The 24,302-nt window shown below is 44.1% G+C and carries 24 protein-coding genes and 2 pseudogenes; 5 read left to right on the top strand and 21 right to left on the bottom strand.

The annotated features are described in order from the left end of the window. Positions 1–169 precede the first annotated feature (169 nt). Positions 170–340: pseudogene (locus tag G9U52_RS40055) on the top strand (DUF6262 family protein); the annotation flags it as partial. A gap of 107 nt (positions 341–447) precedes the next feature. Here G9U52_RS40055 and G9U52_RS16900 read toward each other — a convergent pair. Then, on the bottom strand, positions 448–1,356 hold the full coding sequence (locus G9U52_RS16900; RefSeq protein ID WP_166151583.1) for a LysR family transcriptional regulator: 909 nt from the start codon (positions 1,354–1,356) through the stop codon (positions 448–450). Between the two features lie 107 nt (positions 1,357–1,463). On the opposite strand from G9U52_RS16900, the gene G9U52_RS16905 reads away from it, so the two are divergent. Next, positions 1,464–1,904 (top strand): tautomerase family protein, encoded by a 441-nt coding sequence (locus G9U52_RS16905; RefSeq protein WP_166151585.1) that lies wholly within the window; start codon positions 1,464–1,466, stop codon positions 1,902–1,904. A 352-nt stretch (positions 1,905–2,256) separates the two neighbouring features. Here G9U52_RS16905 and G9U52_RS16910 read toward each other — a convergent pair whose 3' ends face one another. From G9U52_RS16910 to G9U52_RS16925, 4 genes are all read right to left on the bottom strand, one after another. Beyond that, complete coding sequence (locus G9U52_RS16910; RefSeq protein WP_166151587.1) at positions 2,257–3,297, bottom strand: dienelactone hydrolase family protein; 1,041 nt, start codon at positions 3,295–3,297, stop codon at positions 2,257–2,259. Positions 3,298–4,002: 705 nt separating this feature from the next. Next, complete coding sequence (locus G9U52_RS16915; RefSeq protein WP_166151589.1) at positions 4,003–5,499, bottom strand: oligosaccharide flippase family protein; 1,497 nt, start codon at positions 5,497–5,499, stop codon at positions 4,003–4,005. Positions 5,500–5,595: 96 nt separating this feature from the next. After that, positions 5,596–6,750, bottom strand: a complete 1,155-nt coding sequence (locus G9U52_RS16920; protein WP_311764879.1) for an amidase domain-containing protein — start codon at positions 6,748–6,750, stop codon at positions 5,596–5,598. 349 nt (positions 6,751–7,099) lie between these two features. Further along, positions 7,100–7,810 carry a DUF421 domain-containing protein gene (locus tag G9U52_RS16925; RefSeq protein ID WP_166151595.1) on the bottom strand — a complete coding sequence of 237 codons (711 nt, stop codon included), beginning with the start codon at positions 7,808–7,810 and terminating at the stop codon, positions 7,100–7,102. A gap of 204 nt (positions 7,811–8,014) precedes the next feature. Between G9U52_RS16925 and G9U52_RS16930 the strand changes: the two genes are divergently transcribed. Next, positions 8,015–8,542: a DUF3189 family protein gene (locus G9U52_RS16930; protein ID WP_166151600.1), complete on the top strand. Its 528-nt coding sequence runs from the start codon at positions 8,015–8,017 to the stop codon at positions 8,540–8,542. A gap of 2 nt (positions 8,543–8,544) precedes the next feature. Here G9U52_RS16930 and G9U52_RS16935 read toward each other — a convergent pair whose 3' ends face one another. After that, positions 8,545–8,748, bottom strand: a complete 204-nt coding sequence (locus tag G9U52_RS16935; RefSeq protein WP_166151604.1) for a hypothetical protein — start codon at positions 8,746–8,748, stop codon at positions 8,545–8,547. Beyond that, positions 8,732–9,442: an SDR family NAD(P)-dependent oxidoreductase gene (locus G9U52_RS16940; RefSeq protein WP_166151616.1), complete on the bottom strand. Its 711-nt coding sequence runs from the start codon at positions 9,440–9,442 to the stop codon at positions 8,732–8,734. The genes G9U52_RS16935 and G9U52_RS16940 overlap by 17 nt, the downstream gene beginning before the upstream one ends. Before the next feature lie 104 nt (positions 9,443–9,546). Between G9U52_RS16940 and G9U52_RS16945 the strand changes: the two genes are divergently transcribed. Beyond that, positions 9,547–9,906, top strand: a complete 360-nt coding sequence (locus G9U52_RS16945; protein ID WP_166151618.1) for a MerR family transcriptional regulator — start codon at positions 9,547–9,549, stop codon at positions 9,904–9,906. 710 nt (positions 9,907–10,616) lie between these two features. Here the strand turns inward: G9U52_RS16945 and G9U52_RS16950 are convergent. The 13 genes and pseudogenes from G9U52_RS16950 to G9U52_RS17015 all read right to left on the bottom strand — a co-directional run bounded on the left by G9U52_RS16950 (position 10,617) and on the right by G9U52_RS17015 (position 22,195). Continuing rightward, positions 10,617–11,057 (bottom strand): EVE domain-containing protein, encoded by a 441-nt coding sequence (locus G9U52_RS16950; protein WP_375790256.1) that lies wholly within the window; start codon positions 11,055–11,057, stop codon positions 10,617–10,619. 428 nt (positions 11,058–11,485) lie between these two features. Further along, positions 11,486–11,608 (bottom strand): annotated as a pseudogene (locus G9U52_RS41700) (hypothetical protein); the annotation flags it as partial. Positions 11,609–11,632: 24 nt separating this feature from the next. Continuing rightward, positions 11,633–12,169, bottom strand: a complete 537-nt coding sequence (locus tag G9U52_RS16965) for a YceI family protein (RefSeq protein ID WP_166151624.1) — start codon at positions 12,167–12,169, stop codon at positions 11,633–11,635. A 36-nt stretch (positions 12,170–12,205) separates the two neighbouring features. Continuing rightward, positions 12,206–12,421, bottom strand: coding sequence for an SDR family oxidoreductase (locus G9U52_RS16970; protein ID WP_166151861.1), 216 nt, complete (start codon positions 12,419–12,421; stop codon positions 12,206–12,208). A 110-nt stretch (positions 12,422–12,531) separates the two neighbouring features. Next, on the bottom strand, positions 12,532–13,479 hold the full coding sequence (locus G9U52_RS16975; RefSeq protein ID WP_166151626.1) for a helix-turn-helix transcriptional regulator: 948 nt from the start codon (positions 13,477–13,479) through the stop codon (positions 12,532–12,534). Between the two features lie 474 nt (positions 13,480–13,953). Beyond that, a complete protein-coding gene (locus G9U52_RS16980) occupies positions 13,954–14,661 on the bottom strand; it encodes a glycerophosphodiester phosphodiesterase (RefSeq protein ID WP_166151628.1) in 708 nt (235 codons plus the stop codon). A gap of 21 nt (positions 14,662–14,682) precedes the next feature. Further along, positions 14,683–15,528 (bottom strand): ABC transporter permease, encoded by an 846-nt coding sequence (locus G9U52_RS16985; protein WP_166151630.1) that lies wholly within the window; start codon positions 15,526–15,528, stop codon positions 14,683–14,685. A gap of 17 nt (positions 15,529–15,545) precedes the next feature. Beyond that, positions 15,546–16,466, bottom strand: a complete 921-nt coding sequence (locus tag G9U52_RS16990; RefSeq protein WP_166151632.1) for an ABC transporter permease — start codon at positions 16,464–16,466, stop codon at positions 15,546–15,548. Beyond that, a complete protein-coding gene (locus tag G9U52_RS16995; RefSeq protein WP_311764880.1) occupies positions 16,463–17,452 on the bottom strand; it encodes an ABC transporter ATP-binding protein in 990 nt (329 codons plus the stop codon). The genes G9U52_RS16990 and G9U52_RS16995 overlap by 4 nt, the downstream gene beginning before the upstream one ends. Then, on the bottom strand, positions 17,442–18,434 hold the full coding sequence (locus G9U52_RS17000) for an ABC transporter ATP-binding protein (RefSeq protein ID WP_166151634.1): 993 nt from the start codon (positions 18,432–18,434) through the stop codon (positions 17,442–17,444). The genes G9U52_RS16995 and G9U52_RS17000 overlap by 11 nt, the downstream gene beginning before the upstream one ends. Positions 18,435–18,463: 29 nt before the next feature. Continuing rightward, positions 18,464–19,999, bottom strand: coding sequence for an ABC transporter substrate-binding protein (locus G9U52_RS17005; protein WP_166151636.1), 1,536 nt, complete (start codon positions 19,997–19,999; stop codon positions 18,464–18,466). Positions 20,000–20,016: 17 nt separating this feature from the next. Continuing rightward, on the bottom strand, positions 20,017–21,483 hold the full coding sequence (locus G9U52_RS17010; RefSeq protein ID WP_166151638.1) for an alkaline phosphatase family protein: 1,467 nt from the start codon (positions 21,481–21,483) through the stop codon (positions 20,017–20,019). Next, positions 21,461–22,195 carry a 2-phosphosulfolactate phosphatase gene (locus tag G9U52_RS17015; RefSeq protein ID WP_166151640.1) on the bottom strand — a complete coding sequence of 245 codons (735 nt, stop codon included), beginning with the start codon at positions 22,193–22,195 and terminating at the stop codon, positions 21,461–21,463. The genes G9U52_RS17010 and G9U52_RS17015 overlap by 23 nt, the downstream gene beginning before the upstream one ends. A 333-nt stretch (positions 22,196–22,528) precedes the next feature. On the opposite strand from G9U52_RS17015, the gene G9U52_RS17020 reads away from it, so the two are divergent. Beyond that, the gene (locus G9U52_RS17020) at positions 22,529–23,419 is read left to right on the top strand and encodes a LysR substrate-binding domain-containing protein (protein ID WP_166151642.1); all 891 of its coding nucleotides are present in this window, start codon (positions 22,529–22,531) and stop codon (positions 23,417–23,419) included. Between the two features lie 249 nt (positions 23,420–23,668). Here G9U52_RS17020 and G9U52_RS17025 read toward each other — a convergent pair whose 3' ends face one another. Then, entirely contained in the window at positions 23,669–24,268 is a 600-nt protein-coding gene (locus G9U52_RS17025; protein ID WP_166151865.1) for a DUF4256 domain-containing protein, read from the bottom strand. Positions 24,269–24,302: the final 34 nt, after the last annotated feature.

The following is a 24,302-nucleotide window of genomic DNA, read 5'->3' on the forward strand; positions in this document are numbered from 1 at the left end:
AAGTGTCAATAATAGTATTCGACATTATTCGATATAGATTAGATTGATATGTGTTAATTCACTGCTCTCGCTATAAAAACAACCCGAACCTGCCGTCATACGGGGATTCGGGTTGTTATTCTTACGCTCACAGTAACACAGCCGACTATGCATTACTGTTAAAATAATGCAGCAAGCTCAAGTCCCGACACCAAAATAAATCAAGCGAGAGATGGATGAAAACAACAAGGACGCCATCATTGCTTCGTTAAAACGTAAGATAAAGAAGCTCGAGGAAGAAAATAAAAAGTTGCGAGAACAACTTAAGTTTTCCTATGCTGAGGTCTATCAAAAGATTTGAGGGAATGTCTGTTACCTTATTCAGCTAACTGGCAGTATATTGTGAAAAAAGCAATAAGGAACTATTACTTTTCGTTTTGGTTTTCTACTATCGCCTTTCGGCTGGAACTATTCGAAAGAAGTTCTCTCGGCGGAAGGATGACTTGACAATAAGAGCTCTTCTTTCACGAGCAGCATGAGAAGATTTCTTGCCGTCGATAAATACTGCTCTTTGCGAAGCTGAACCATCCCAATTTGGATGGATGAATCCTTAAGCTCTACGGGGATTTTTACGATACCCACAGGCAATGGAGTAGAGTCGAGAACAACTCCAACGCAGTCAAATTGACGAACGAACATGGGAATCGACGAGATTTGAGTCACAGTGTATAGAAACGGGTTTTGCTCATAGTGTGAAAATTGTTTGGCTAGGCGTAGGTAGTATAAGCAAGTGGGTCCTCCCACGATGAGTGGATAGTCGAGCAGCCCCTCGAAAGAGATTATACTCTTGTGCATCAAGGGATGATCACGCTTGACAATAAAAACGATTCTCTCTTCGTAAAGCGGTTCAAAGTAATAAAGAGACGGATCGGTAGGCTCTCCGCATACGGCAAAATCGAGTTGATGCTGTAGGACTGCACTCGATAAATAATCGGTGTTCCCCGTGATGAAATTACACGAGATCCTTGGTTTATACTCGCGGAATCGAGGTAAAACGTTAGGAAGCACATGCTCTGCCAATGCCTCCAGACTACCGATATTCAAAGTTCCTATTTCTTCCGCCTGCAAAGCTTTTGCTTGCTCAGTAACATAGTTCCAATGTTGTATTAGCTTCTCGACTTCTAGGGCAAATAATTTACCTGAACTCGTTAACTCCGCATCCCATCCCCGCTTAAAAAGCTGGATACCCAGTTCTTTTTCCAAACGTTGAATTTGATTCGTAATTGTAGATTGGGCGTAATTCAATTTCGCAGCAGCTTTCGAAAAAGTACCTTCTAGAAGTATCGTTTGAAACGCGTTGAGCTCCTTTAAGTCCATAGGAATCCACCTTTATCGAATATATTGAATAAGATAATTATTATTATCAATTATACAAATGATTATTTAAAAAATACAATGAAGGCATAACGAAAGGAGTGATCATTATGCCGTTTGTACGAGTAAGCTATTTGGAAAATCAATACGAGTCTGAGCAGCTGACACAAATTAGTCGTGTGGTAATGCAGGTTTTAATTCAACACTTCGATGTGCCTGAGGACGATTGTTTTCAAGTCTTTCATTCCCATAAGGCAAGCGAATTTGTTTATAGTCGTAACTACTTAAATATAGAACGGAGCGACGGACTGATCTATTTTCAAATCACACTTAAGTCAGGGAGAAGCACCGAGAAGAAAACTAGCTTCTACTCCAAGCTAGCCGAACTATTATCTAATGAACTGAAGATTAGGAAAGAAGACGTATTCGTCATGCTTATTGAGACGGAATTCGAAGATTGGACGTTTGGCAATGGTGAGGCTCAAATGTTGCAACGCATGACGAAGAAGGTATTCTTCAGTAAAATAGAAGAAACCGTCAAAGAGAAATAATGATTCGGTTATCATCTTATGATTAAACAAACGGGTACGATTCATAGGGGAGATGTTACTCATTTCGCAAAAAAACCATGGATCAGAACCATACTCTAAAGAGACAAACAAGGTGTTGATATCATAAAGCGGGTAAGTAATAGGGTAATTTCTGCTTAAGTATCTCTATTTACTTAACTAATGAAAATATAGAAAATGTCAGAAGAGCGGCTAAAGTTTTTACCCTTTTGATATTTTTCTGTGCCAATCGCCATATCGATCGTTTGCCATAAGCTCGAACCCAGTCAGATGTTTGTTTGTGAAAAGAAATAAGGAGCCGCTGCCGCAACTCCTCGTCATTCTTACGAATTGATCACTCTTCTTCTAAAAGTTTTTGCGCCAACCAATTAAATGATTGTCGGCCACTGACCTCATGCTTGCCTTCAAAAAGATCAAATTCAAAGCGATTGCTGGCTCCCAGACTTTCGTAAATTTGCTGCAGCCGATCAACTGCTTCTTTACTGGTTGTAATTGGGAAAATAGGGTCATGCATTCCCGCTTCGATGAAAAGTGCTCTTGGCGCTAGTAGCGCAATAAGTTCCGGCATTTCCGAAAAAGACATAATACCGGGAATATAGTTGCAAAGACAATGGCGCATCGCAAGGATGCTTCCACGGTAGGTATTGGCATATATACCGATGACAGATGCCTGAATACGCATATCCAGCGCGGCGGATAATGAAGCCACGATTCCGCCCCCGGAAAACCCCATATTGCCCAAGCGATCTGAATCCACATCCACTCTGCTTGATAAATAATCAGCTGCTCTCAGCGCCTCATAAGTTCTCAATCCAGCTGTTGTTTTACCGCTCATCATTAAGGAAACAGAAAGGTTGTAACAGGAATTGCTCAAATCAGGCTCCTGCTGCTCATCCCGATGTAGCATCCGGTCTCCGAAACCAACAATTTCCGGTGCAAGCACGACCAAACCCCGACGTGCCAGCTCTAACGCAATATGATCCGATGCTTTGCCAGAAGGAGGTTTGGGGCTTCCGTCTTTATTCAAACCGACGAGCGAGCGACTTCCATAACCATGACCATGCCACAACAGAACTGCCGGACGCTTCTCCCCCTCCTTGATTGACTTCGCATACATCACATATGCGGGCATCCTCAGTCCGCCTATTGTGGTAAATTCAACTCGCTCACGTATCACATCTTCAAGCTCAACCCTTTCCAGCACTATCGGATCAAGCTTCGCAGCCTCACCTTCTGGTATCTCAAAATGACCGAGAGATTCTTTAAGTTTGGAGAGAAGCCGGATTCTTTTCAGCTCCCATGGTTCGTTAGATTCCTCCCGTGTTTGTTGAAGCTGATCATAAATCTTGTTTAAATAAGCATCAGGCTGACGCATTGTTTCGCCTCCTCTTAAGGATTGAGCTATCTTTTTTCGAGTGAACTACAATTTATCGATTAGCCACTCCACCGACCCCATGCTTCCCATCCGCTATTGATGCAGTGAGCTTATTGGGAAGATTTGAAGCATGGTCATTCCCGATCTAAGCTCTTACTTCAGCCGTCCAATCATAGGTGCGGTTTGGGTCAAATCACCCCAACTACTTCAAACGTAAAACAAGTATTGTGACATGTCAATAAAATTGTCCTATTTCATCGTATCGATTCATCCACATACCCTCCACACGCTTATATAGGCCTGAAATGTCGAGTGAAATGATTACTAAATTAACATTGTCCCGTAGACGGATCACAAATCCCCTCTTGTCTAAAACGATCGAGTCGATCAAGTTTTCCATAGGCGCAATCCATCACCATCATGTAGTCGGGGTCAGTCAACTGTTCACTTAGTGGTCCGTCATTTCGGGAACCCACGGTTTCCACTACGTTCAAGGGTTGCGCGGTTTCTGCACGGACAAACCTCTTCTTATAATGCTCATTTGGGTGACATAATTTTATTTCATGATCGGATATCCGGAAGATCCCAAACCGTTCAGGCCTTATTGCGGATATTACCCGAATTACAAAAACAAGTTCATAATGATGAAAAGGAAGGCGAGTACTGGTACCAGAATTACCTGTTTACACGAAGAGTTATCCCTGATTAAGAAATTGAATCTCTGCTCCTATTAAACCGATACATCAAATAAAGAAATACAGTTGTAAAAAGAAGAGTCATTTCACCTGTCGATTGTAAAAAACTACGATGATCCCCATTCGAAAAGATTATTCGAAAAAGCCATATTTCTGCTAGCACGAAGATGGTAAGCGCCATACATTTCATTAAGATAGATCCGAGCCCAAGAGAAAAGCCTTTTTTGATCATATAAAGATTCCACGTGGCAGCAATAGCCTCCAAGACCAAAATACCCATGGCAGTTCCTGTATAGCTAAGTCCGGGAATGGCAATGAGAAAATAATTGCATAGAACAGAGCCTGAAATCCCCAAAACCAACCCGATTAAGGGAGCTTTTTTTTGTCCAGAAGCCCATAATATAATGGTGGACATCTCGCGGATGCCGCATAACAGAGGTGCTAAGCAGAGATACTGGATGGATTTTGAAGCTGCCGTTGTAGAATAAAATATCAAGGAAAGATCTGTTGCATGAAATATCATAATAAGAGTTGCCCCCACTCCCCATAGAGCAGCAATTTCCAAAGCTAAGATGGAGTGTTTTTGATAGGCTGTGATTTGGTTTGAGCGCCAATTGGAAGTTAGACGCGTAGATAAAGCAAATGCGATCGCTGAAGTAAGCAGTGAGGGCATATAAACCACCAAACTGCCCATACCACTTATTTCCCCGTACATGGAGGTGGCTTCTACTAGGCTAAGCCCCGAGGCTTGAATACGTTTTGGAACAATAATGGCATCTAAGAAATCAGAGAAAGGAATTAATAGACGTGTTGCTGAAATCGTTAAAGAGGCATAAAAAAAGATGGACATCTCATCCGGGATGCCTTTGTGTCCAACGAATCTTTTAGGGGAAGCTGTCCCTCTATTAAGAAGAACCAGTACGAAAAACAAGGCCAAAGTTGCCCCGGAAAAGGCGCCCAACATGGCTCCTCCAACGGCATAAGAAACCCCGTAGTGAACCCAAAGTAAGACCAGAATAAGAAGGACTGAAATGCGGACAGCTTGTTCGATCAATTCAGACACGGCAAGAATGCCATGTCGTTCGTTACCCTGCAAATATCCCCTCAGCAGGCTGAGAAGAGGCACAATAGCAATGGCTGGCGCTGTGCACCGTAAAGCGAATTCAAGATCACGGTTCCCCATAAAATGGGCAATTTTATCTGATAACAAATAGCATAACAGACTAAATACAAGCCCAAACAATATAAAATACCCCGAGAATCGTCTCATCATTCGGTTTCCATGCTGCTTGTCGCCCGCTGTTGATAAAGCTAGAGCGGTGGGTATCCCTCCGGTGATTAAAGTTAGCATTAAGCCGTAAAAAGCATAAACCATTTGATATAATCCAATACCCTCTGGACCCAAAGCTCGGAATAAGGGAATTCTCACAAAAAAACCCATTAATTTAACAAGAAAAATCGCTACCATGCGAAGGATAACATGGACGACAAAATTACGAGATCCCATTTTTCCACCCCATATAACTTAACAAACAATGGCTTTGCTTATATGGGTCAATATATGACAAGCTTTATTTGATTATGATTCAGATGAAATGGGAAGTTAATCCATAACATGGATCAAGAGGTAAGTTGTATTTTTATCCCATCCGAGATCGAAGGGAACGTGGTAACGGTCAGCTGTATGACAATTTACCAACGGATATCCTTTATCGTCGAACCCTACTAGTACCGCAAAGTGATCCACGTCTCCTGACAATTCGTAAGCGATTAAATCGCCTGGAACTAAAGTATGTATGGCTCCTTCCTTAAATTTCTCATTTGGTTTCATAACGGCGGTATAGGTTCCTTTAAAGATTAGCTTCCCATACCCGCTGTATAAAAGAAAATTTTTAAATCGATCTGTTTGTACCCATGTATGGCTCGCGCCCGCTTTAAACCAATACCGCCAATTTCCTACCATTTTTAAGCCACCCCCTTCTTTAGGATCGCCGATGACCTGAGAGGCAAAGTTTGTACAGTCCCCTCCCAAAGGGGTGTAATCTTTATAATTTTTATTGTATCGCAGATTATTTCCCGCTCCTAAAGCTGCACCAGCGTATTTATCTGCATAGGCAAGCGCTTGCGCCCGGTTGTATTTGTTCTTCAGGAAACCAGTCTTCAACGCGGGACTAAGGTTTATGTCCCCCATTTCGCGATCCTTGGTGGAAGCATAATCGGGATCTAGCTCTGACTCAGGTGCCAGAATAGGTATTAATTCGGGATTCTCATCAAACGGATCGGAGTACCATTCCCGTTTCACATACCACTTGTTATCCTTTTTTTGTAAAAATAAAGTATGGCGAGTACCCATACCAAATTCATGAGGTTCAAAAATGTCCTTTTGGTGTGTATAAGTTAATTTTAAGGAGTGGACCAGGGAAACCGCAATGCCGTCTTCCTTATTTTTCATTTGGGTAACCCGAATTTGGCTTTCTGTACGAACAAAATTAAAGCTTCTTTGTTTTGCCCAAGCATGGAGATATTTGCTGCGATGTAGCTCATGTTTTAATGCGGACCGGCTTGACTTCACATTATTCAAATAAAATTCTGATAACAAATTCTTGTTGTCACTGATCAATATGTCCGCTCTTGTACGAAATAGTTTTTCTAAAAAAATATGAACCTCCGGGTCTGCAGAATGGGCTTCCTGCGAGAAAGTAGTTGGGACACACCAGCATAACGACATTACGATAATCAGACTTATTGAAGTACGCACAGAATTCATAACCACCAATCTTGATGATATTGTATTGACAAACAAGGCTAATTTCCCCAATAGGAGTAAAAACTATTCTTTAGTAGCTCATACTAAACCTTATGTAAATTGATAGCTCAACTAGAGATGGAATAACGATTAGCTTACACATCAGTCTTTGGGTAAGCATCTATAAGGACACGGCTAGGGTTAAATGGACAAAAGCCCTTAATCCCCATTAAAGGGAAGAGGGCAATTTTTCGTTTATAATCGATCTAACTGTTTACTGGGTTTGTTCTACTTCTTACATCCATATCTACATACCGTTTTGATTCGTATATGCAGCTTTCTGCGAAATACCATTTTAATTTTATTCAATATCGATTGGGTGCTGTAACTGATCTTGATAATAGTCGAGTACAATCTTTCCACTTGTAGATCTAACTGCATAAAATATATCTGAGAGAACCTTACCTTTGTGCCTTATCAGTTCTATTAACCATTCCTCAGAAACCCCATTCTCATCCAAATTCTTCTTCATGATTTTACCATCCATAATCAATTCTACTGGAAAGGAGAAGGCGTTTGAAGCTTTTATATGCATATCTTTTTTTGTCACGTTAAGATATTCGTCTTTTTTTTTTACTGATAACTTCCCATTCGTCTCCAAGATAGCATACTCAACCTCCTCTTGATTGAAGATATCCTTTTCTCTTAATGATTGGTTAAGGGAATCCAAAGTATATTTTATTTTCCGCATGTTCCCTTCCAATATTTTTCCCTTATCGATCACCACAGTTGGTACCCCTGCAACCCACTTCCTTGTTAACGGGAACTTAAGAGCGGAGATAGACATTAGATAAGAGATGAAGGTAAAGACGGCGAGTGCCAAAATAAGATACCATGCTTGAATCTTTTCATTAAAAGCCAAATTAGCCGCTATTGACCCCATGGTAATTCCTGTAGCAAAATCGTGAAACGTCATATTAGAGATAGTTTGTTTTCCCAAAAGTCGAGCAATCAGTAATAAAGCAATAAATGAAAGAACTGTTCTTCCAATAATGTCTACATATTCATGCATGGTTCCTATTCCTCCCTTGCCACTTTAGGAGTTATTATGTCCCAATAGCATTCTCCGATTCTTGCATGTGGAACAATGAAAACACAAAGCCCTCGATCCCAAAGGAAAGAGAGCTTTGATAAATTCTTCTACAACATTTAAATATTTAGAATTTAAAGTTAATGAGAGGTGATAATAAGTCTTAAAAAATTAAAGGATGATTTGATGATTTACATATATAACGATTATGGTGGAACACATACGACTTCTTTGGCAGCAGCTTACCATCTAAACAAATTGCCTAAAGACCGAGAACTTTCAAAAGAAGAAATCCTAAGTGTAGATTATTTCAACAAACTGCAAACTTCTGATATGGGTAAACTCATATTGCATGGTCGAGATGAAAATGGCAATGCTGTATATACAATTGGATGCGGAGCGTCGACAGTAGTTATACCTGCCTTAAAAAATTTCTGGTTATTATTGCAAGGGGTCTCCCAAGATCATGAAACAATCGTTTTTTCCAATACATCACCGACCGTTCCATTTGTAATGACAATTGGTGGCTTCCTCTCAAGAAGATTAAAAGTTAATTTTATTGGCGTGCCGTTATTAGTATTAGGTGCACAGCAATGTTGTAATAACATCATTCGATTAGTCGAGCATACAAGAACAATTGGAATGTCACAAGCTGACACTGAATCCATCATTGTATTAGAAAACAAAAAATTTAAAGATGATAATGGAGCATGATACTAAATAATTTTCTTATTTGAAATATCAGTCTTTTTAACTTTTAACAACACAACATTAAACCATGGTCTGGTGGTTAGAATTTGTTCTTTATTATCGCCATTTAGTTCAAAAATCATCGATTGTTGCCAATTTACATCCCCTTTAACCAAAATACATCCCGATACCGTTGCTTTTGGCAGCTGTGGATTACCAGGCGTACACACCCTTCTCATCCAAGAATTCGCCGTTATGATGTTTGCCATCTGTCGCATAGCCTACTATAATCGCAGCGGCGGTTTCTTTCGATTTACCGCCTTCGGCATTGCCGTTAAGATCTGTTGATGTGAATCCGGGCGTTACCGCAAATACTTGAGCCCTTCTGCTTTTGAGTTCATAAGCCATCGAAAGTGTCATGGCATTGTTGGCCGTTTTGGATGAGTTATAGTCGAATGCGTTTAAAGTAAATCCAGCATTTTGCATATGATCCAGAGAAGCCATGTCGGTTGATACATTGACGATTGTGCCTTCGTTATCTTTGATTAACGGGAACAAACGCTGGTTCAAACGGAAGGTTCCGAAAAAGTTGACTTCGAAGGCGTTCCTTAGATCCTCCTCTTTGGTATCCGTAAAAGAACGGGAGAAAGCACCAGGCATACCAGCATTATTGATCAGAAGCTTTAAGTCCGGATAATTCTTGTTGATCGTATCCGCTGCCCGTTCGATGCTTTTCAAGTCACCCATGTCGATTTGTACAAATTCTATGTCTAACCCCTTGGAAGTTAACTCGGAAACGGCTGCTTCGCCCCGTTCGGCACTGCGTGCGCCAAGGACGACTTTCCAGCCTACTTCACCTAACTGCTTAACGATTTCAAATCCGATTCCTTTATTTGCTCCAGTTACAAAGGCGGTCTTTTTCATGCGAATCCTTCTTTCCCTAATTTGATTTTTACTTAACAATTTATAAGTTACTATGCTACACTTAGTGTAGGTCAACAATTAATTTTTTATAAAAGAGGGTTAGCATGTTAACGATTGGAGAAGTGGCGAAGAAAGTCGAGATCAATATTGGAGCGATCCGCTTTTACGAAAGAAAGGGACTCTTGAAACCTGCTGCCCGAAGCGAGCAGAATAACCGTCTTTATTCGGATGATGATCTGAACTGGCTGGTTTTTATCAAATGTCTTCGCGAAACCGGGATGAGTGTGGAGGACATCAAAAAGTATTATGATAAGGTACATGAAGGAACCTCAACCCTGCCGGAAAGAATCAAACTGATTCAAGATCAAAAGCAAAAGCTGCTGAAAGATATCGAGGAGAAAGAAGCGCAGCTCGTTCATTTGGAAAAAAAACTGGAGCGCTATTATCGCGGAGAAAATTATTAATATAAGCCGTGTTCTATAACGTCTCGAACGGACCCAAATACATTGGCAAGTTATTTTGTTTAAGCAAGAAAAATTTGTCAGTGGTTAGGAGCAAATCGCCACGGCGACAGCTCCCTTTCATCTTCATTACACTATCGTTCTTCGTCGTAGTTAATCTGGCTGCAAGCCTTCCTCAAATCTTTAATAAAAATGCACTTGCAAATTGTTACATCACAAAATAAATAGCTTTAGCTTCTGGCAAGTAACACTTAGCAGAATAATCGTAAAAACACCTTCAAAATGATATCCTCTCATTATCCTACAAATCGCTTCCTAGGCATGTCATATGGTGGATGGCTATGCTGTTGCTCTCAGGTGTTGGTGCCCATACCATATCTTCTTCTGATAGCCCCATTCCAAATACCATATCACTTCAGCTCTTATTTGCAACTAAATTGCTGCTCGATAGTTGAATAGACTGCCGAAGTCATTGGGCTATCATCCCCATAGCCATACATGCGGTATGCGCCGCACCACAGATGATGAAAATGGGTCGAAGAATCTGTCAATACTGCTACTATGGCTGGGTGAGGAAGCTACGTCTTCTTTACTATTGTCTTTTTACAGTTACTGCAGATTTAATTTTCATGGGAGTTCAACGACAGCAATGTTTCTTATGTACGGTTCGCCACGCTATCTATCTATAATGGCAAGTTTAAAAATCATTTTATCTAATCAGTACGCATCATCGCACTCGCAATCGTCAAAAAGTCCTCCCTGCCGATCTCAAAATGACCGTAGCGGAAGGAATACCCCCAATTTTTGTTCCCCCGAGTGAAGCTAAGTTGTTCTAATAGATCTCTAATCTGTACCTCCCGGCATGAAATATAGCGGATATTTCTGCGGAACGGCACAAACGATTCGGACATCTGATATTCGTAAACTTTATCATCATCCACTTCTCCGATAGCGATGAACGCTTGGAGTGGTGCCCCTTTCTCCATTTCTGTACGCGGGGAATAGTAGATCAACCAATCGCCTGTTTGCATCTTACGTAAAGATGCTGACTTTCCGTGACAGAGCTGAGCGAATCCCCCCAGCTCTCCACACTTTACATGGGATGCGGACACGACACCAATCCAGAAGCGGCTTTGTGGGCTTATTTCATCCATTTGCATACCTCGAAACCCCCTCCTTTTTAATAAATGTTTACATCGCTTCCTGTACCAATCCTTGTTTTAAGCGATCCAGCTGCAGAAGATGATGACGGTTCAATCTCCTTCATTCTCTGGATGACAGTGTGTAAGCCTTGAAATAGCTGCACCTTGCTTTCCGGTTGCTCCGGCGTATATTGTGGGGAAGGCGGAACATGAATACGAATGGGCGGGAAGCCTCTGTCCGATTGACTACTCGTTGTCACTTTATCTAAGTATATAAAAACGCTACTGACATCATTATATCAGTAGCGTTTTAACGTTTTTTCCAATTCGCTTCTAACCCGATGTAGGGAGGATTCCGGCTCCAGCACAACCACTCCGCCTCCCCAGACGAGCACCCAATGCGGAAAATCTACTGGCAAGTATAACCCCATCCGCGTGGCTCAATAATGCGCAACCATCGTCGACACGTTAACAATTGCTCCGTGTCCCCTGTTCGCCATCAATGGAGCAAATTCAGCAATGAGAAAATATGGCCTCTTCACATTTACCGAAAAGACCTTGTCAAAATCCTCCTCTTAGGAGGATAGTTAGGTTAGTTTTATTGCCTCGATGTAAAGCTCAATTCTCAGTTCATTTCCAACAATTACACGACCAACTTCCAAAGGTGAGTTTTTAAAAATCAAGCCGAATTCCTTGCGATCGATACAGGCTGTTGAATGAAACCCAGCACGTTCCCGGCCGCGAGGATCTTCGTTTAGTCCTCCAAAGGCGGTGTGAAATGTGATGATTTTTGTAATTCCATGTAGAGTTAGATTGCCTGTAAGTTCATATTGTCGTTCACCAACTGGGGCGCAGCTGATGCTTTGAAACGTAATGTCAGGATATTTGGCTACATCAAGGAACTCATCGCTCTTCAGGTGTTCATCTCGTTGTGGTTGGTGAGTTGTGATACTGTTTGAGTCAATGGAAGCTTGAATTAATAAGGTTGTCAAGTCATTGGGGTCAAAACTTATATTCGCTTGGAAATGTTCGAATAATCCTTTGATTCTACTAATCATTAAATGCGGAACCGAAAACTCGATGGAGCTGTGGTCCGGATCAACTTGCCAATTTACAATACCCACGATAAATTCTACCCCTTCAATAAAATTTGAGAAAGGTCACCCCGTCTTTAAAGCTACATCCCGGTCAATACTGAGTATTCCTTCCGTTTCGGCGGGTCCAGAACTTACTGCGTTCACTCGGACTCCGCTAGGTCCATATTTGGCTGCCCAAGACTTGGTGAGCAACTTTAACACAGCCTTGCTTGCACTACAGAGACCCAAACCTGGTTGACCATACTCCGTAACCTTTGCCCTATTCCTGCAGATACTGATTGGCCGTGTCCTCTACCCGTTACATTACATTCTTTGTACTCATCTCCGGCAAGCCACTCCTTTACATTTATTAATTCCTATTATACAAAAACGCTACTGACAACAGTATGTCAGTAGCGTTTTAACATTTTTTCGACTTCCTCACGAATCCGATTTCGGAATGATTCAGGCTCCAATACAATGACATCCGCTCCCCAGCTAAGAACCCATTGCAGCAATTCGTTCAGTTGACGAACGCGTAAGACCACATACAATCCATCTTGACGCTCTTCTATGTCTTCCATGTAAAAATTGTTCGATTCCTTCACCTTATCTGCCATGTCATGGTTAAATCGAAGGAGAACTCGCAAGTGCCGATCATCCGAAGGCTTGTACTCCCTTAAGTTAAAATGGGCCGGTAGTTCGAATCGGTCTTCCAGATCGATAAGCTCCGTCATTCGGGACAAGCGGAAATGGCGAATGTCTTGGCGCAGATCACACTGAGCCACGAGCATCCACGATCCTTGAACGAGCACCAGTCCATAGGGAGCTACGGTACGAACACTATGGCGATTCCCCTCCGAATCCGCAAGTCTTTTTGCATAATGAAAGCTGATCTTTCGCTCGTCTAATATCGCTCGACGGATCTTTTCGAGATATTCCCTTTCTTTGGACGGCGTGACCTGTTTGCCGGAAGTGAGCAAGCGCATAGCCTTGCGTACACGAGATGTTTCATTGCGAACGCTCTCCTGTAGAATGGCTTCGATTTTCCCGCGAGCGGCTTGAGCCCTGACACGATAATCATAATCAAATCGTTGTTCGATAAAGTCCGTTCCAATGAGCAAGGTCACGGCTTCTTCTACCGTGAAACTGACCGGCGGCAGGAAATAGCCTTCCATCAGGGAATATCCTGTCCCAGGGGCCCCTATGATCGGCACGCCCGCTTCACTGAGCGCCTGAATGTCACGGTAGATGGTCCGCACGCTGAATCCAAATAGGGTCGCCAAATCTTCGGCCCGTACCACTTCTTTGCGTTGCAGCTCCAGCACGATGGCTAAAAAACGGTCTGTTTTGTTCATTGGATGCCCCCTTGAAACCTATAATGCTGTGGAATACTCAGGAACTCATGCTCTAAAAAATACAATTAGAATACCACATATACATCAATATATAAACAAGAGCCACTCCTGTCGATGATATACTGATGAGATCTGTTAACCAGTCGCAATAAAATGAATTATAGTCCTCGGCTAAGCAGCTGCTCTACCACCGGGGCTTTACCCAATTTTCCGTTGGCTCCAGTAACAATAATCCTAATAATTCACAATCTAGCAAATGGCCCTACACTTAAGAGAAAATCAAATAAAATAAAGGGTTCTACATATTATGCACGACTAATACGTGGAACCCTTTATATGTAATTAACGTACCCTTTAGCTTAATATGCTACATCGCTAATTTTCTTTCAATCCGAAGAGGCAGACGCCCACTTCGGCACTCAATATTTTCCTTACAAGAGCATCGTCACCTCATCCATTAATTGCAAACCTATTTCATAAACCTCCGTTCAACAGCAAAGACTTGGTCTCCTCAACTTTGTCAACCAGTACCCCGTTGATCCCCATACTCTTCCATGCCAAAATATTTTCCGGAGACGTATAGCCGGTAGTGCCTTTATAGCCAGCCATAACCCAAACTTGTCGGCCTGCTTCGTGAATTATGCGTACCGCTTCCTCGTCAACCCATCTCTCCCAAAGACGGATAATATCTGCACCATTTTCGATAAATGCCGCAGCGTGATCCTTGGATGGCATCAACCCAAGGACTTGGATATCCTGGTTAAATTGTTTCACATCGCGAACATCCTCGCTGGTTATGACCCCCATAATCACCTTATTCTCGTACCCATGTTCACGAATGCATTCTAGAATCTGTGTTAGAGGCTCGCCGCCCTCTTTGATATGGAACAAAATCGGCGCGACGCCGCTGGAAAGCACTTCCGCCAGCGTGTGGGGATGGAATTGGTCATCGTCAACATAACAAAGGGATGAAAATTGCTCTGCCGTCAGCTCATTGATTTTAGCCCGATTGCCGAACAATTTTAAAGCATCCTCGTCATGGCTGATGACCGGGACGTTGTCTTTTGTAAAGCGAATATCCATTTCGACGTAATCCGCTCCGAGCTCTAATGAAAGTTTTGACGAAGCGATAGTCAGTTCTGGATAGCGATCAGTGCCGCCTCTATGTGCAATTAGTAACATATGAAGTATCACTCGCTCCTATTATGAGTTTTTATATTTGGGATCCAGTTGGTCCCGCAGCCAATCGCCAATCAGCGACACCTGAAGTACAATCACAATAATGATCAAGCTGGGTACGATGCTTAACCACCATGAGTTGATCAAGTAGTTGCGCCCGGCGCTGACCATCAAGCCCAACGATACGTCCGGAGGCTGGATGCCAATCCCCAAGAACGACAGCGAGCTTTCCAAAAGTATAAACGAACTGAAGCGCATCGTTGCATGGACAATCAAAGGTGAGGAAATATTAATAAACACATGCTCGAACAGTATTCGCATTTTGGAAGCACCGAGAGCCCGGCTGCACTCCATAAAGTTCGCTTCCTTGAGCTGGATGGTCTGTCCGCGCACCAGCCGTGTAAAGGTAGGATAACCGGTTAGTCCGATGATGAGCACCAGGATCCACTTGCCGGTTCCAAAAACGGAGGCGCATACGATAGCAATAATAATGGAAGGAACGGAAAGCTTTACGTCCGTCAAAAAAGACACGATGGTATCTAAAGGACCTTTATACAACCCGGCCAATACACCCATCACCGTACCGATCAAGGTGGCAATCAGCATGCTGCCAAAAGCGACAAGCAGTGAATTTTTCGTCCCGTAAAACAGCCGGATCATAAAATCCCGTCCAAGATGGTCGGTTCCCAGAAAGTTCTGCGGTGTGCCTCCTTCTATAAAGGAAGGAGGAATCATCCGTGCGCTCAAATTCGTGGTTCCCAAATCGATAGGAAACAGCAGCGGGCTCAGCATAGTTAATAAGGTAATCAACAGAAACGTAATGATCAACACCATGATGAAGGGCGGAATGCGCAAGTTCAAAGTTCTCATTTTGGTCTCCTCCCCTATTAAAAATTGTCCCGAATGCGCGGATCCAGTAAGCCGTAACTTAAATCAACCAGTAAATTGACTACAATGACCGTAGTTGCGACGATCATCACACCATATTGAATAACAGGAAAATCCCGATTTTGAGCAGCTTGAACAATTAACGAGCCAATACCCGGAAAGGCAAACACTGTCTCTACGACCACCGTGCCTCCAATCAACGTGCCCAAATGCAAACCGATGATGGTCACCACCGGAATCAGCGCATTGCGCAAGGCGTGCTTATAGATAACGATTCTCTCTCTGACGCCTTTGGCCCGGGCACTGTCCAAATAATCATGACGCAGGACATCCAGCATCGAACCTCTGGTTAGACGCGCAATGCCGGCCACAGCATCAATAGTCAATGTGAGCAATGGCATCACATAGTGCAAAGGCGAGCTCATACCTCCGCTTGGCAGTAGCCTTAACTGGAGGCTGAAAAGAAAAATCATCAAAATGGCGAACACAAAGTTTGGAATTGTATAGCCCGCTATTGAAATCCCCATCATTAATCGATCCAATAAGGAATTTCGGTTAACCGCAGCGATGACGCCGATAGGGACGCCAATCAAAATGGCCAATACAAAGGAAATGGAGCCAAGCGTTAATGTGGGACCTGCGCGTTCAGCGAACAATTCGCCCACCGGGCGCAAATAATGGTAGCTCTTTCCCATATCGCCTGTAAACAACGAAGTCAGATAGTCGACATATTGCACGCCTACCGGCTTGTCCAAACCGAGTGAGACGCGCAACTCGGCCTTTACCGTTGCCGAAGCATCGTCGGGCAACAGCCATTGGGTCGGATCGCCCGACAATCGGGTGATTACAAATACTAGAGTCAAAATGAACCAAATAGTGAAGACCGCCTTGGAAAGCCGTATGGATAAAAATCTGGTCATTGCGTCCCCTCCTTGTCGGCAAACAAATGACAGGCAACGAAATGGCCTGGTTCCACTTCTTTCAGCAATGGCATTTCAACGCCGCACACCGGCTGTACATGCGGACAGCGGCTTTGAAACGGGCACCCTGCGGGAGGATTGATCGGGCTGGGCAGATCTCCCTCCAAGAGCGTCCTGTTTCGGGCAGCCTCAGGATTAGGTATGGGAATCGCATTCATCAAGGCAATGGAATATGGATGTAACGTATTGCTGAAGAGCTCATGCTTGGAAGCGAGCTCCACGACCTTGCCCAAATACATGACCATAATGCGGTCGCTAATATGCTTGACCACACTCATGTCATGGGAAACAAACAAATAGGTCAGACGGAATTCTTTTTGCATTTTTTTAAACAGATTTAATATTTGTGCCTGTACCGACATATCCAGAGCGGAAACAGGCTCATCACAAATCACGAATTCCGGCCCCAGTACCAGCGCCCGGGCAATGCCGATACGCTGCCGTTGCCCGCCACTGAACTCATGCGGATACTTGCTGAGCGCATCCTCCGGGATGCTGACCTTCTCCAGCAACGGCAAAACCACTTCCAGCTTTTGCTTGGCGTTAAAATTGGTATGAATACGAAGCGGCTCCTCTATGATTCGCCGGATGGTCATACGGGGGTCTAATGACGAGTACGGATCTTGAAATATCATCTGGGCTTCCTTGCGGAAGTTTTTGAATCCCTTGGTTCCCACCTTTTGTCCTTTAAACAAAATATGTCCGTCGGTAGCGTCCATCAGACCCATCAGCATGCGGGACAGCGTCGATTTTCCGCAGCCCGATTCGCCGATCAGCCCAAGTGTTTCGCCCTTGTAGATGGTAAAGCTGACATCGTCAACCGCCTTGACCGTCCCGACGGTTTTATGAGAGAGCATCCCTTTGTTCACAGGAAAATATTTTTTTAAATTTCTCACTTCTACCATCACATCTGTATCATTCATCATGAGTTCTCCCCGTTTTCTCCTCGAGCAGCCAGCACTTTGCTTTATGTCCATTCCCCAGATCCAACAACGGAGGTTCGCTCTCTTCGCACTTGCCGAACGTATGAGGGCAGCGTCCTGCGAAACGGCAATGTGTGACAGGCGCGGTTAATCGGGGAACTGAGCCCGGTATGGAATACAGCTCCTCCTTGTCCTCCTCGATGCTCGGAATGGAGGCAAGCAGTCCTTGCGTGTACGGATGAGAAGGAGAAGCGAAAATATCCGCTGTCGCTCCTTCTTCCACTACCACACCGCCGTACATAACCATCACTCTATCGCACATCTCGGCGACAACGCCCATGTTGTGCGTAATTAAAATCATCCCCATCTGAAATTGCCGCTTGATACGGGTCATCAGGTTCAGAATCTGCGCTTGAATGGTGACATCAAGCGCCGTTGTCGGCTCGTCGGCAATCACAACTTCGGGGTTGCAGGCCAAAGCGATCGCAATCACGATCCTTTGCTGCATGCCGCCGGACATTTGGTGAGGATAATCCATCAGCCTGGTTTCCGGCGCGGGTATGCCCACCAACCGCAAAAGCTCAATGACTCTAGCTTTTACGTCCTTGTTGGACATTTTTTCATGAAGTTGCAGCACTTCTGCGATCTGATCTCCAACCGTGTAGACCGGATTCAAGGCAGCCTGGGGATTTTGGAAAATCATCGAGATTTTTTTCCCTCTTACTTGGTTCAGTTCTTTCGCATTCATCTTTAACAGGTCACTGCCGTGAAATAAAATTTCGCCGGCCTCAATTTTCGTATAGGACTTGTCCAACAGATTGAGGATGGAACGGGCGACGGTGCTTTTACCGCAGCCGGATTCGCCGACAATCCCCAGCACCTCGCCCTTGTACAGACAGAAGCTTACGCCATCCACCGCCGGGACCTTCTTGTTGTTGGAATAATAATAGGTTTTCAGGTTGTTTACGGTTAATACGTCTTCCACTGTCGTTCCTCCCCTCGATAACCGAATGGTTATTTCACCTTGAAATTATCCGCTCTAAAGTCCATCGCTTGCGATGAATAAGGCGTCCATTCCAGACCACTGCGTATTCCCCAGCTCTCGTAAGGATAATATAGTACAGCGCCGGGCACGACGTCGTCCCAAATCTGCATCTGCTTTCTGGCCAGTTCCTTCCGTTTGGCAGGGTCGAGGATGGAAGCCAGCTCTTTAGCATTTTGAATGAACTGTTTGTCCATGTCCTTCCAATAGGTTTTTTCTGCCTCCGTACCCGGACCCCATAGCAGCGACAAGCCGCCGGACGGGTCAGGGAAACGCATCGTATTCGACCAGCTCGCAACGGATTTCCGCTCAACTTTATCCGAAAATTTGACCTTGGCATTAATGCCGATTTTATTCCACATGTCAACGATCGCTTCAGCCGCCTCGTTGCCGAACGTGTAATAATTGGATTTCAGCTCGTATTCAATCAATTCGCCATGATAGGAAGACTCCGCGAGCAATTTTTTGGCCTTTTCCACGTTATATTCGGGGGCAGGATAATCGTTCAAGTAATAATCGCCGTACTCCGAATATTGATGTCCCTTCGGAATAATGGCCTTGCCTTGCCAAAGCTTATCGACCAGCATTTGACGGTCAATGGATAAGCTTAGCGCCTGGCGCACCTTTTTGTCTGCGAGCGGGCCGCCCGCCGTGTTGAACGTCAACACATGCATATTGCTGATATTAAGTCCTTTTACGCTGAGATCTTTGTTCTTCTCAATGACGGGAACTTGATCGAGAGGCAGCTGTGTGATGATATCTACCTCTCCGGTAATCAGCGCTGTCATACGGGTCGACGTTTCGTTATACACAATGTACTCGATTCTTTGGGCTGCCGGCTTCCCGCCCCAATAATCGTCAAATCGTTCCAAAACAACCTTTTCCGGCGAATAGGAAACGACTTTATAAGGACCGGTACCGACCGGCTTCGCAGCGAAGGCGTCATTGCCGACTTTAGTGATATAATCGGCGGGAACGATCCAGGAACCCCAGCTGGAAGCGATGCGCTGCTCCAAGAGTGGATCGACTACGTTTGTGACGATGCGAAACTTGTAGTTATCGACCACCTGCACCTCTTTCACAACAGATAGCATATTAGCGGCATCCTCCATCCCTGGCAATTTTTCTTGCACGCGATTGAAGCTGAAGACAACATCCTTGGCGGTCAACTCGTCTCCGTTGTGAAACTTGACGCCTTTCCGAAGGGTGACATCCAGTGTGTAGTCGTCAACTCGTTTCCATTCCGTCGCAAGCATCGGTTTCAAAGAAAATTCATCTTTGGGATCAGAGAGAAGGATCGTTTCGAAGATGTTGTATAGAATGCGAATGCTTGTATTGCCGCTAGTGCGTTGTGGGTCCAATAGTGCGGGAAGCTCGGTCACGCCGACTTTCAGAACATCGAGTTCCTTCGAACCTGACGCTTCTTTCGTGGAAGATGCGCTGTTACATGCCGTGAGCACGATGCCAAGAAGCAAGGTAAAGATAAGTAAGATTGCTGTTTTTTTCATTTATAAATCCCCTTCCATTATTTAGTATATCCTTCTATATAAATGGTTCCATTAACATCGATAAGCCGTATGCCTGCACGATTTTGTTGATTTCCTATTTCTGTGGTCGCTTCTTCAAGTTGGCTTAATTGCTTGTCTATCCGCTCAGGCTCAAGCCCTTCAGCCAAAACTCTTCCATCGAAGCCCGACTCTGCGCTTAGCCCAATTAAATGGCAAACCGTTGGTGTTATATCGACGATGCCGCAAGCGATACCGCTGACATGGCCCTTCTTAAAGCTGCTGCCAACCCCCAGACAAAAAGCATGCATATCATAAGGAGAAGCTGTACCATGTGAAGCTTGAAGCTTGGAGGAGGAGGTCAACGCTCCCGTTATTCCAGGCACACCATATTCGTTTGGTTCATTGTCCCATTTCGGTTGGATCGCAAGAAGCGGCGCCCGCTCATGCGTGATCGGTCCCAATAAAATCTCGAGGGAAAGCACATCGGGCAAATCTGAATACTTAACATCCCTTGCAAAAACGAGCTCGCACCAATCCTGGGATTGCAGCCAGCCGATTAAAGCCTTAACCTCTGCAAAGGTCGATTCCAGTTCTTCAGCCGCATAGATATAACGACCGGCTGAAATAAACCTAGTGTTAAGCTTTAGTTCTTCAGCAGCTCTTTGCATGTGCCCTTGAAGCGAGCCTTGAGCTTGTATCGTGGAATGTCCATGGTCGCTGATCCACAAAATGTCGATCGCTTCACTTAGACCTTCCCGTTCAATGGCTTGCAAAAGCTCAGCTACACAATCATCTACTACTTGAAGCGCTTCTTTATGCTCGGGAGATCCGATTCCATAATCATGCTGGCTTCCATCCGGTTCTGACAGCCATAATACCATTACTTGATTCTGCTCATTTTTTAAGTAGATATTGATCAACGAACGGGTTGCCCATAGAGCCCGTTCCTTTTTGATTTTGGTTTGTTCTTCAGGAACATTGCCCAATTGGCGATGCAGCTCTTCTAATTCGACTGTCCCGTATGCGGAGGAAGGATTAATGACCAGCTCGGGATGATTCAGATTCCAGAGCAGTGAAGCGCCCGGTGAACTGGAAGCGGCAACCGCCAGATGCTTTCCGTGCCGATGCAATCGGTCTCCCAACGTAGGATGCAGGATGAAAGGCTCCGACATGGCCTGGCTATAGGCCAATAGATGGTTGTCGTTTCCGGTTTGGATTAAGCCATCTTCACTGAATCCCTGTACATACATCAAATTGCTCACAACTCCATGGCGTCCCGGATAAACGCCGGTTGTCAAAGTTGTCATACTAACCCTTGTTTCCGAGGGATAGGCCGCATGAAAGGAAGTGAACAAGGTGCCTCGTTCCATCAGCTTGGCGCATGTCGGCATAAGTGCCGGGTCCACGCTATCCGGCCGTAATCCATCCGTACCGATAATCAGTACCCTCCGATTAGAAAGATCATGCTTGCTTGATTGCGTCATTGCGTTCTACCCCTCTCGTTATTTCGTTGATTCTTTGCAGCCGTACCAAGGATTCTCCGAAGGGCTCTGCTCTTAAAACGAAATCAAACCGATCCAAGCTCAAGCATAAATCAAAGTCCTCAGGAGGAGCGGAAGCATCACGCACATCCAAAAATTTCCCCGTTTTACTTTCGTTAAGCATATAATGTCGAATGGAATTAAAATCCACTGGCTTTCCTTCCAAAACGTTCTTCACATATTCGGCGAGGAGCGTGTCTTCATCCGCCTCTTCCGTTGCTTCCCAGCCCATGCAGACCAACGACACGACCGCCGGATTTTTCATGCGGATGTAATCTATAATGGCCTGTGCATTTACAAAGCTGCCCGTAATAATTTCATCCGCATCTACGGCATTCACGATCCCTTGTGTACCTGCGCTTGTCGTATGCACAACGGTTTTGCCCGAAAAGTCTAGAGATACAATAGAAGAAGGGGAATTCCCGTAATCGAATCCGGGTTGAATGATTCCTCCTCTTTCTCCCATCAAAATATATTCCGGGTTTTCCTTCTTCAGCCTGTACGCAATCTCCATATCTCCGACGGGAATCAAATCCTTGACTCCATTGTCCATAACATAGCAGGCTACTGAAAAGGCGCGGAAAACATCAATAATAATGGTTAGGCCCTTGGCCTTGCGAGCCCCTTCGATTAACTGGTAAATATTGATTTCCATAAGGGTAGACTTCCTTCCTGCGGCATGAAAGCCTTCATCATTTATTTTAAGTATCCTCTGATCTTATCCGCAGCTTCCTTGATTGCTTGCTTGCTCGGTAAGGATATTGGTCGTAACCGCTTTTTCCATAGCTTTATCGATTTCTGTCTCAATCCTTTTTGTTTGTCTCCTTTCTGAATAAATGGCAATTCGAATGTTGCCCTTTTCGTTATGTATTCATTCTATCTCCCAATTGTCATCGCAGAATTAACTGCAAATTAATATAAATTTAACGAAGTGATGACATATTCGCAGTATTCTATAGATAACGTCTATACTTGGGGAGCTGGAATTATGTTTAATTTGCAGCAATTGAAAATTTTAGTCTTACTCGCAGAATATCAAAAACTGACAGTCGTCGCGCACAAGCTGAAAATCAAACAGCCTTCCGTTACATTTCATATGAAGAAGCTGGAAAGATCAGCAGGTGTCCCGCTATTTATGCACAAGCATAAGTTGGTCCTTCTCACGGATGAAGGCAAAGCCCTTCTGCATTACGCCACTCGCATCGTTTCGTTGTCCGAGGAAGCGGAGCAAGTTTTAACCGATTACCTGCAATTTAAAAAAGGAAAAATCATAATAGGATCGAGCAATACGCCAGCAACCTACTTTCTTCCCAAGCTGCTTGGGGAAATGCGCCGGGCTTACCCTGATGTACATATTGTCATCCAAGTGAATAATTCTCCTCAGATTATAGACTTGGTCAAAAAGCTAGAAATCGATTTTGGCCTGGTAGCCGAGCATAAAGTGAGCGATCCTGAACTTGTCGTCATCCCGATGGTTAACGATGAGCTTGGCTTGGTCATGGATCCCGATCACCCGCTGGCACTTGCAGACACAATTGAAGCAGGGCTTTTGCAAAATGAGCTATGGATTTTGCGAGAACAAGACTCGGCTTCACGCAGAATGATGGAGCTTTGGGCCGATCAGAACCATATTGAATGTAAGGACGGGCTGGAGCTTGGAACAACGGAAGCAATCAAACGGGCGATTCAGTGTCGATTGGGGATTTCAATCTTGTCCCGATTGGCTGTTGAGGATGAGGTGCGAAGCGGACAATTGATTTTCAAAAGTTTAAACTCCGAGACAATGAGTCGAAGCCTGTTTTTCATCTATAACCGAAATCGTTTTGTCACGCCGATTCTTCAGGAATATATTCATTTTTTCAAAACCATGCGGTTTTAAAAATGTTTTTTTACTAGCGTACAAACAAGTTAAGTTCAATGAATAAAATAAAAAAAAGGCCTACTACTTTACTTTGCCTCGGACAAAGTAAAGTAGTAGGCCTTTTTGGGAAAAACGACATCTCTGCCGTTTGTGTAATAAATTGGTGGAGCGTAGCGGATTCGAACCGCTGACCTGCCAGCTAAGTGTTCTCCCGCCATTGACATTGAGTGCAACAAGGAGCATCCCACTTCGTTGTCTATTCATAATTTAGACCCTGAGTGAGCCACGGAACCCCCTGGCTGCATAGTAAGATTCCGCACCGTTATGATACACAAAGACATTGCCGTAGCGGAAATCAGCAAAGATGGCACCACCGAGTTTTCTAATCTCAGAAGGTGTTACCACCCAGCTCGATGTTTTCGTATCGAAACTCCCAAGTTTCTGCAGATCCCGATATTGTTCTTCCGTTAAAAGCTCAATGCCCATGGCAGTCGCCATATCAATAGCGCTATTTTCCGGTTTATGTTCTTTCCTTGACTCCAGCGCTTCACGGTCATAACATACACTTCTACGGCCTTTAGGACTTTCCGCTGAACAATCATAAAAAATGTACTCGCCCGTCTTATTATCATGACCAACAACATCCGGTTCTCCTCCGGTTCTTTCCATTTCATTGAGTGACCACAGTTTTTCAGTATTAGCTTCCAGCTTTCCTTGTAGTTTAGCCCATTCTAGACCTTTATGGCGATTGATGTTTTTCTCAAAACGGGCTTTCAATGCTCTGAGTAGTTCTTCACATTGTTCTGGTGACAACTCCTTTTCTTCCTGCCTCTTTTTGGCTTCACTTTCATCAACCTTAGGATTCATTCTATTATTTGTCATCAAGGAACACCCCTCTTGA

Source organism: Paenibacillus agricola, from assembly GCF_011440305.1.
GTDB classification, from domain to species: Bacteria; Bacillota; Bacilli; order Paenibacillales; family NBRC-103111; genus Paenibacillus_S; species Paenibacillus_S agricola.

What these genes read in the sequence shown, in the direction of transcription:
- G9U52_RS16975 (WP_166151626.1), bottom strand. Translation starts at nt 13,479, where the DNA reads ATGAACAAAACAGACCGTTTTTTAGCCATCGTGCTGGAGCTGCAACGC.
- G9U52_RS16990 (WP_166151632.1), bottom strand. Translation starts at nt 16,466, where the DNA reads ATGACCAGATTTTTATCCATACGGCTTTCCAAGGCGGTCTTCACTATT.
- G9U52_RS17005 (WP_166151636.1), bottom strand. Translation starts at nt 19,999, where the DNA reads ATGAAAAAAACAGCAATCTTACTTATCTTTACCTTGCTTCTTGGCATC.
- G9U52_RS16925 (WP_166151595.1), bottom strand. Translation starts at nt 7,810, where the DNA reads ATGCATGAATATGTAGACATTATTGGAAGAACAGTTCTTTCATTTATT.
- G9U52_RS17020 (WP_166151642.1), top strand. Translation starts at nt 22,529, where the DNA reads ATGTTTAATTTGCAGCAATTGAAAATTTTAGTCTTACTCGCAGAATAT.
- G9U52_RS16900 (WP_166151583.1), bottom strand. Translation starts at nt 1,356, where the DNA reads ATGGACTTAAAGGAGCTCAACGCGTTTCAAACGATACTTCTAGAAGGT.
- G9U52_RS16980 (WP_166151628.1), bottom strand. Translation starts at nt 14,661, where the DNA reads ATGTTACTAATTGCACATAGAGGCGGCACTGATCGCTATCCAGAACTG.
- G9U52_RS17010 (WP_166151638.1), bottom strand. Translation starts at nt 21,483, where the DNA reads ATGACGCAATCAAGCAAGCATGATCTTTCTAATCGGAGGGTACTGATT.
- G9U52_RS16930 (WP_166151600.1), top strand. Translation starts at nt 8,015, where the DNA reads ATGATTTACATATATAACGATTATGGTGGAACACATACGACTTCTTTG.
- G9U52_RS16940 (WP_166151616.1), bottom strand. Translation starts at nt 9,442, where the DNA reads ATGAAAAAGACCGCCTTTGTAACTGGAGCAAATAAAGGAATCGGATTT.
- G9U52_RS16995 (WP_311764880.1), bottom strand. Translation starts at nt 17,452, where the DNA reads ATGATGAATGATACAGATGTGATGGTAGAAGTGAGAAATTTAAAAAAA.
- G9U52_RS16915 (WP_166151589.1), bottom strand. Translation starts at nt 5,499, where the DNA reads ATGGGATCTCGTAATTTTGTCGTCCATGTTATCCTTCGCATGGTAGCG.
- G9U52_RS17015 (WP_166151640.1), bottom strand. Translation starts at nt 22,195, where the DNA reads ATGGAAATCAATATTTACCAGTTAATCGAAGGGGCTCGCAAGGCCAAG.
- G9U52_RS16910 (WP_166151587.1), bottom strand. Translation starts at nt 3,297, where the DNA reads ATGCGTCAGCCTGATGCTTATTTAAACAAGATTTATGATCAGCTTCAA.
- G9U52_RS16905 (WP_166151585.1), top strand. Translation starts at nt 1,464, where the DNA reads ATGCCGTTTGTACGAGTAAGCTATTTGGAAAATCAATACGAGTCTGAG.
- G9U52_RS17025 (WP_166151865.1), bottom strand. Translation starts at nt 24,268, where the DNA reads ATGAATCCTAAGGTTGATGAAAGTGAAGCCAAAAAGAGGCAGGAAGAA.
- G9U52_RS16985 (WP_166151630.1), bottom strand. Translation starts at nt 15,528, where the DNA reads ATGAGAACTTTGAACTTGCGCATTCCGCCCTTCATCATGGTGTTGATC.
- G9U52_RS16945 (WP_166151618.1), top strand. Translation starts at nt 9,547, where the DNA reads ATGTTAACGATTGGAGAAGTGGCGAAGAAAGTCGAGATCAATATTGGA.
- G9U52_RS16950 (WP_375790256.1), bottom strand. Translation starts at nt 11,057, where the DNA reads ATGGATGAAATAAGCCCACAAAGCCGCTTCTGGATTGGTGTCGTGTCC.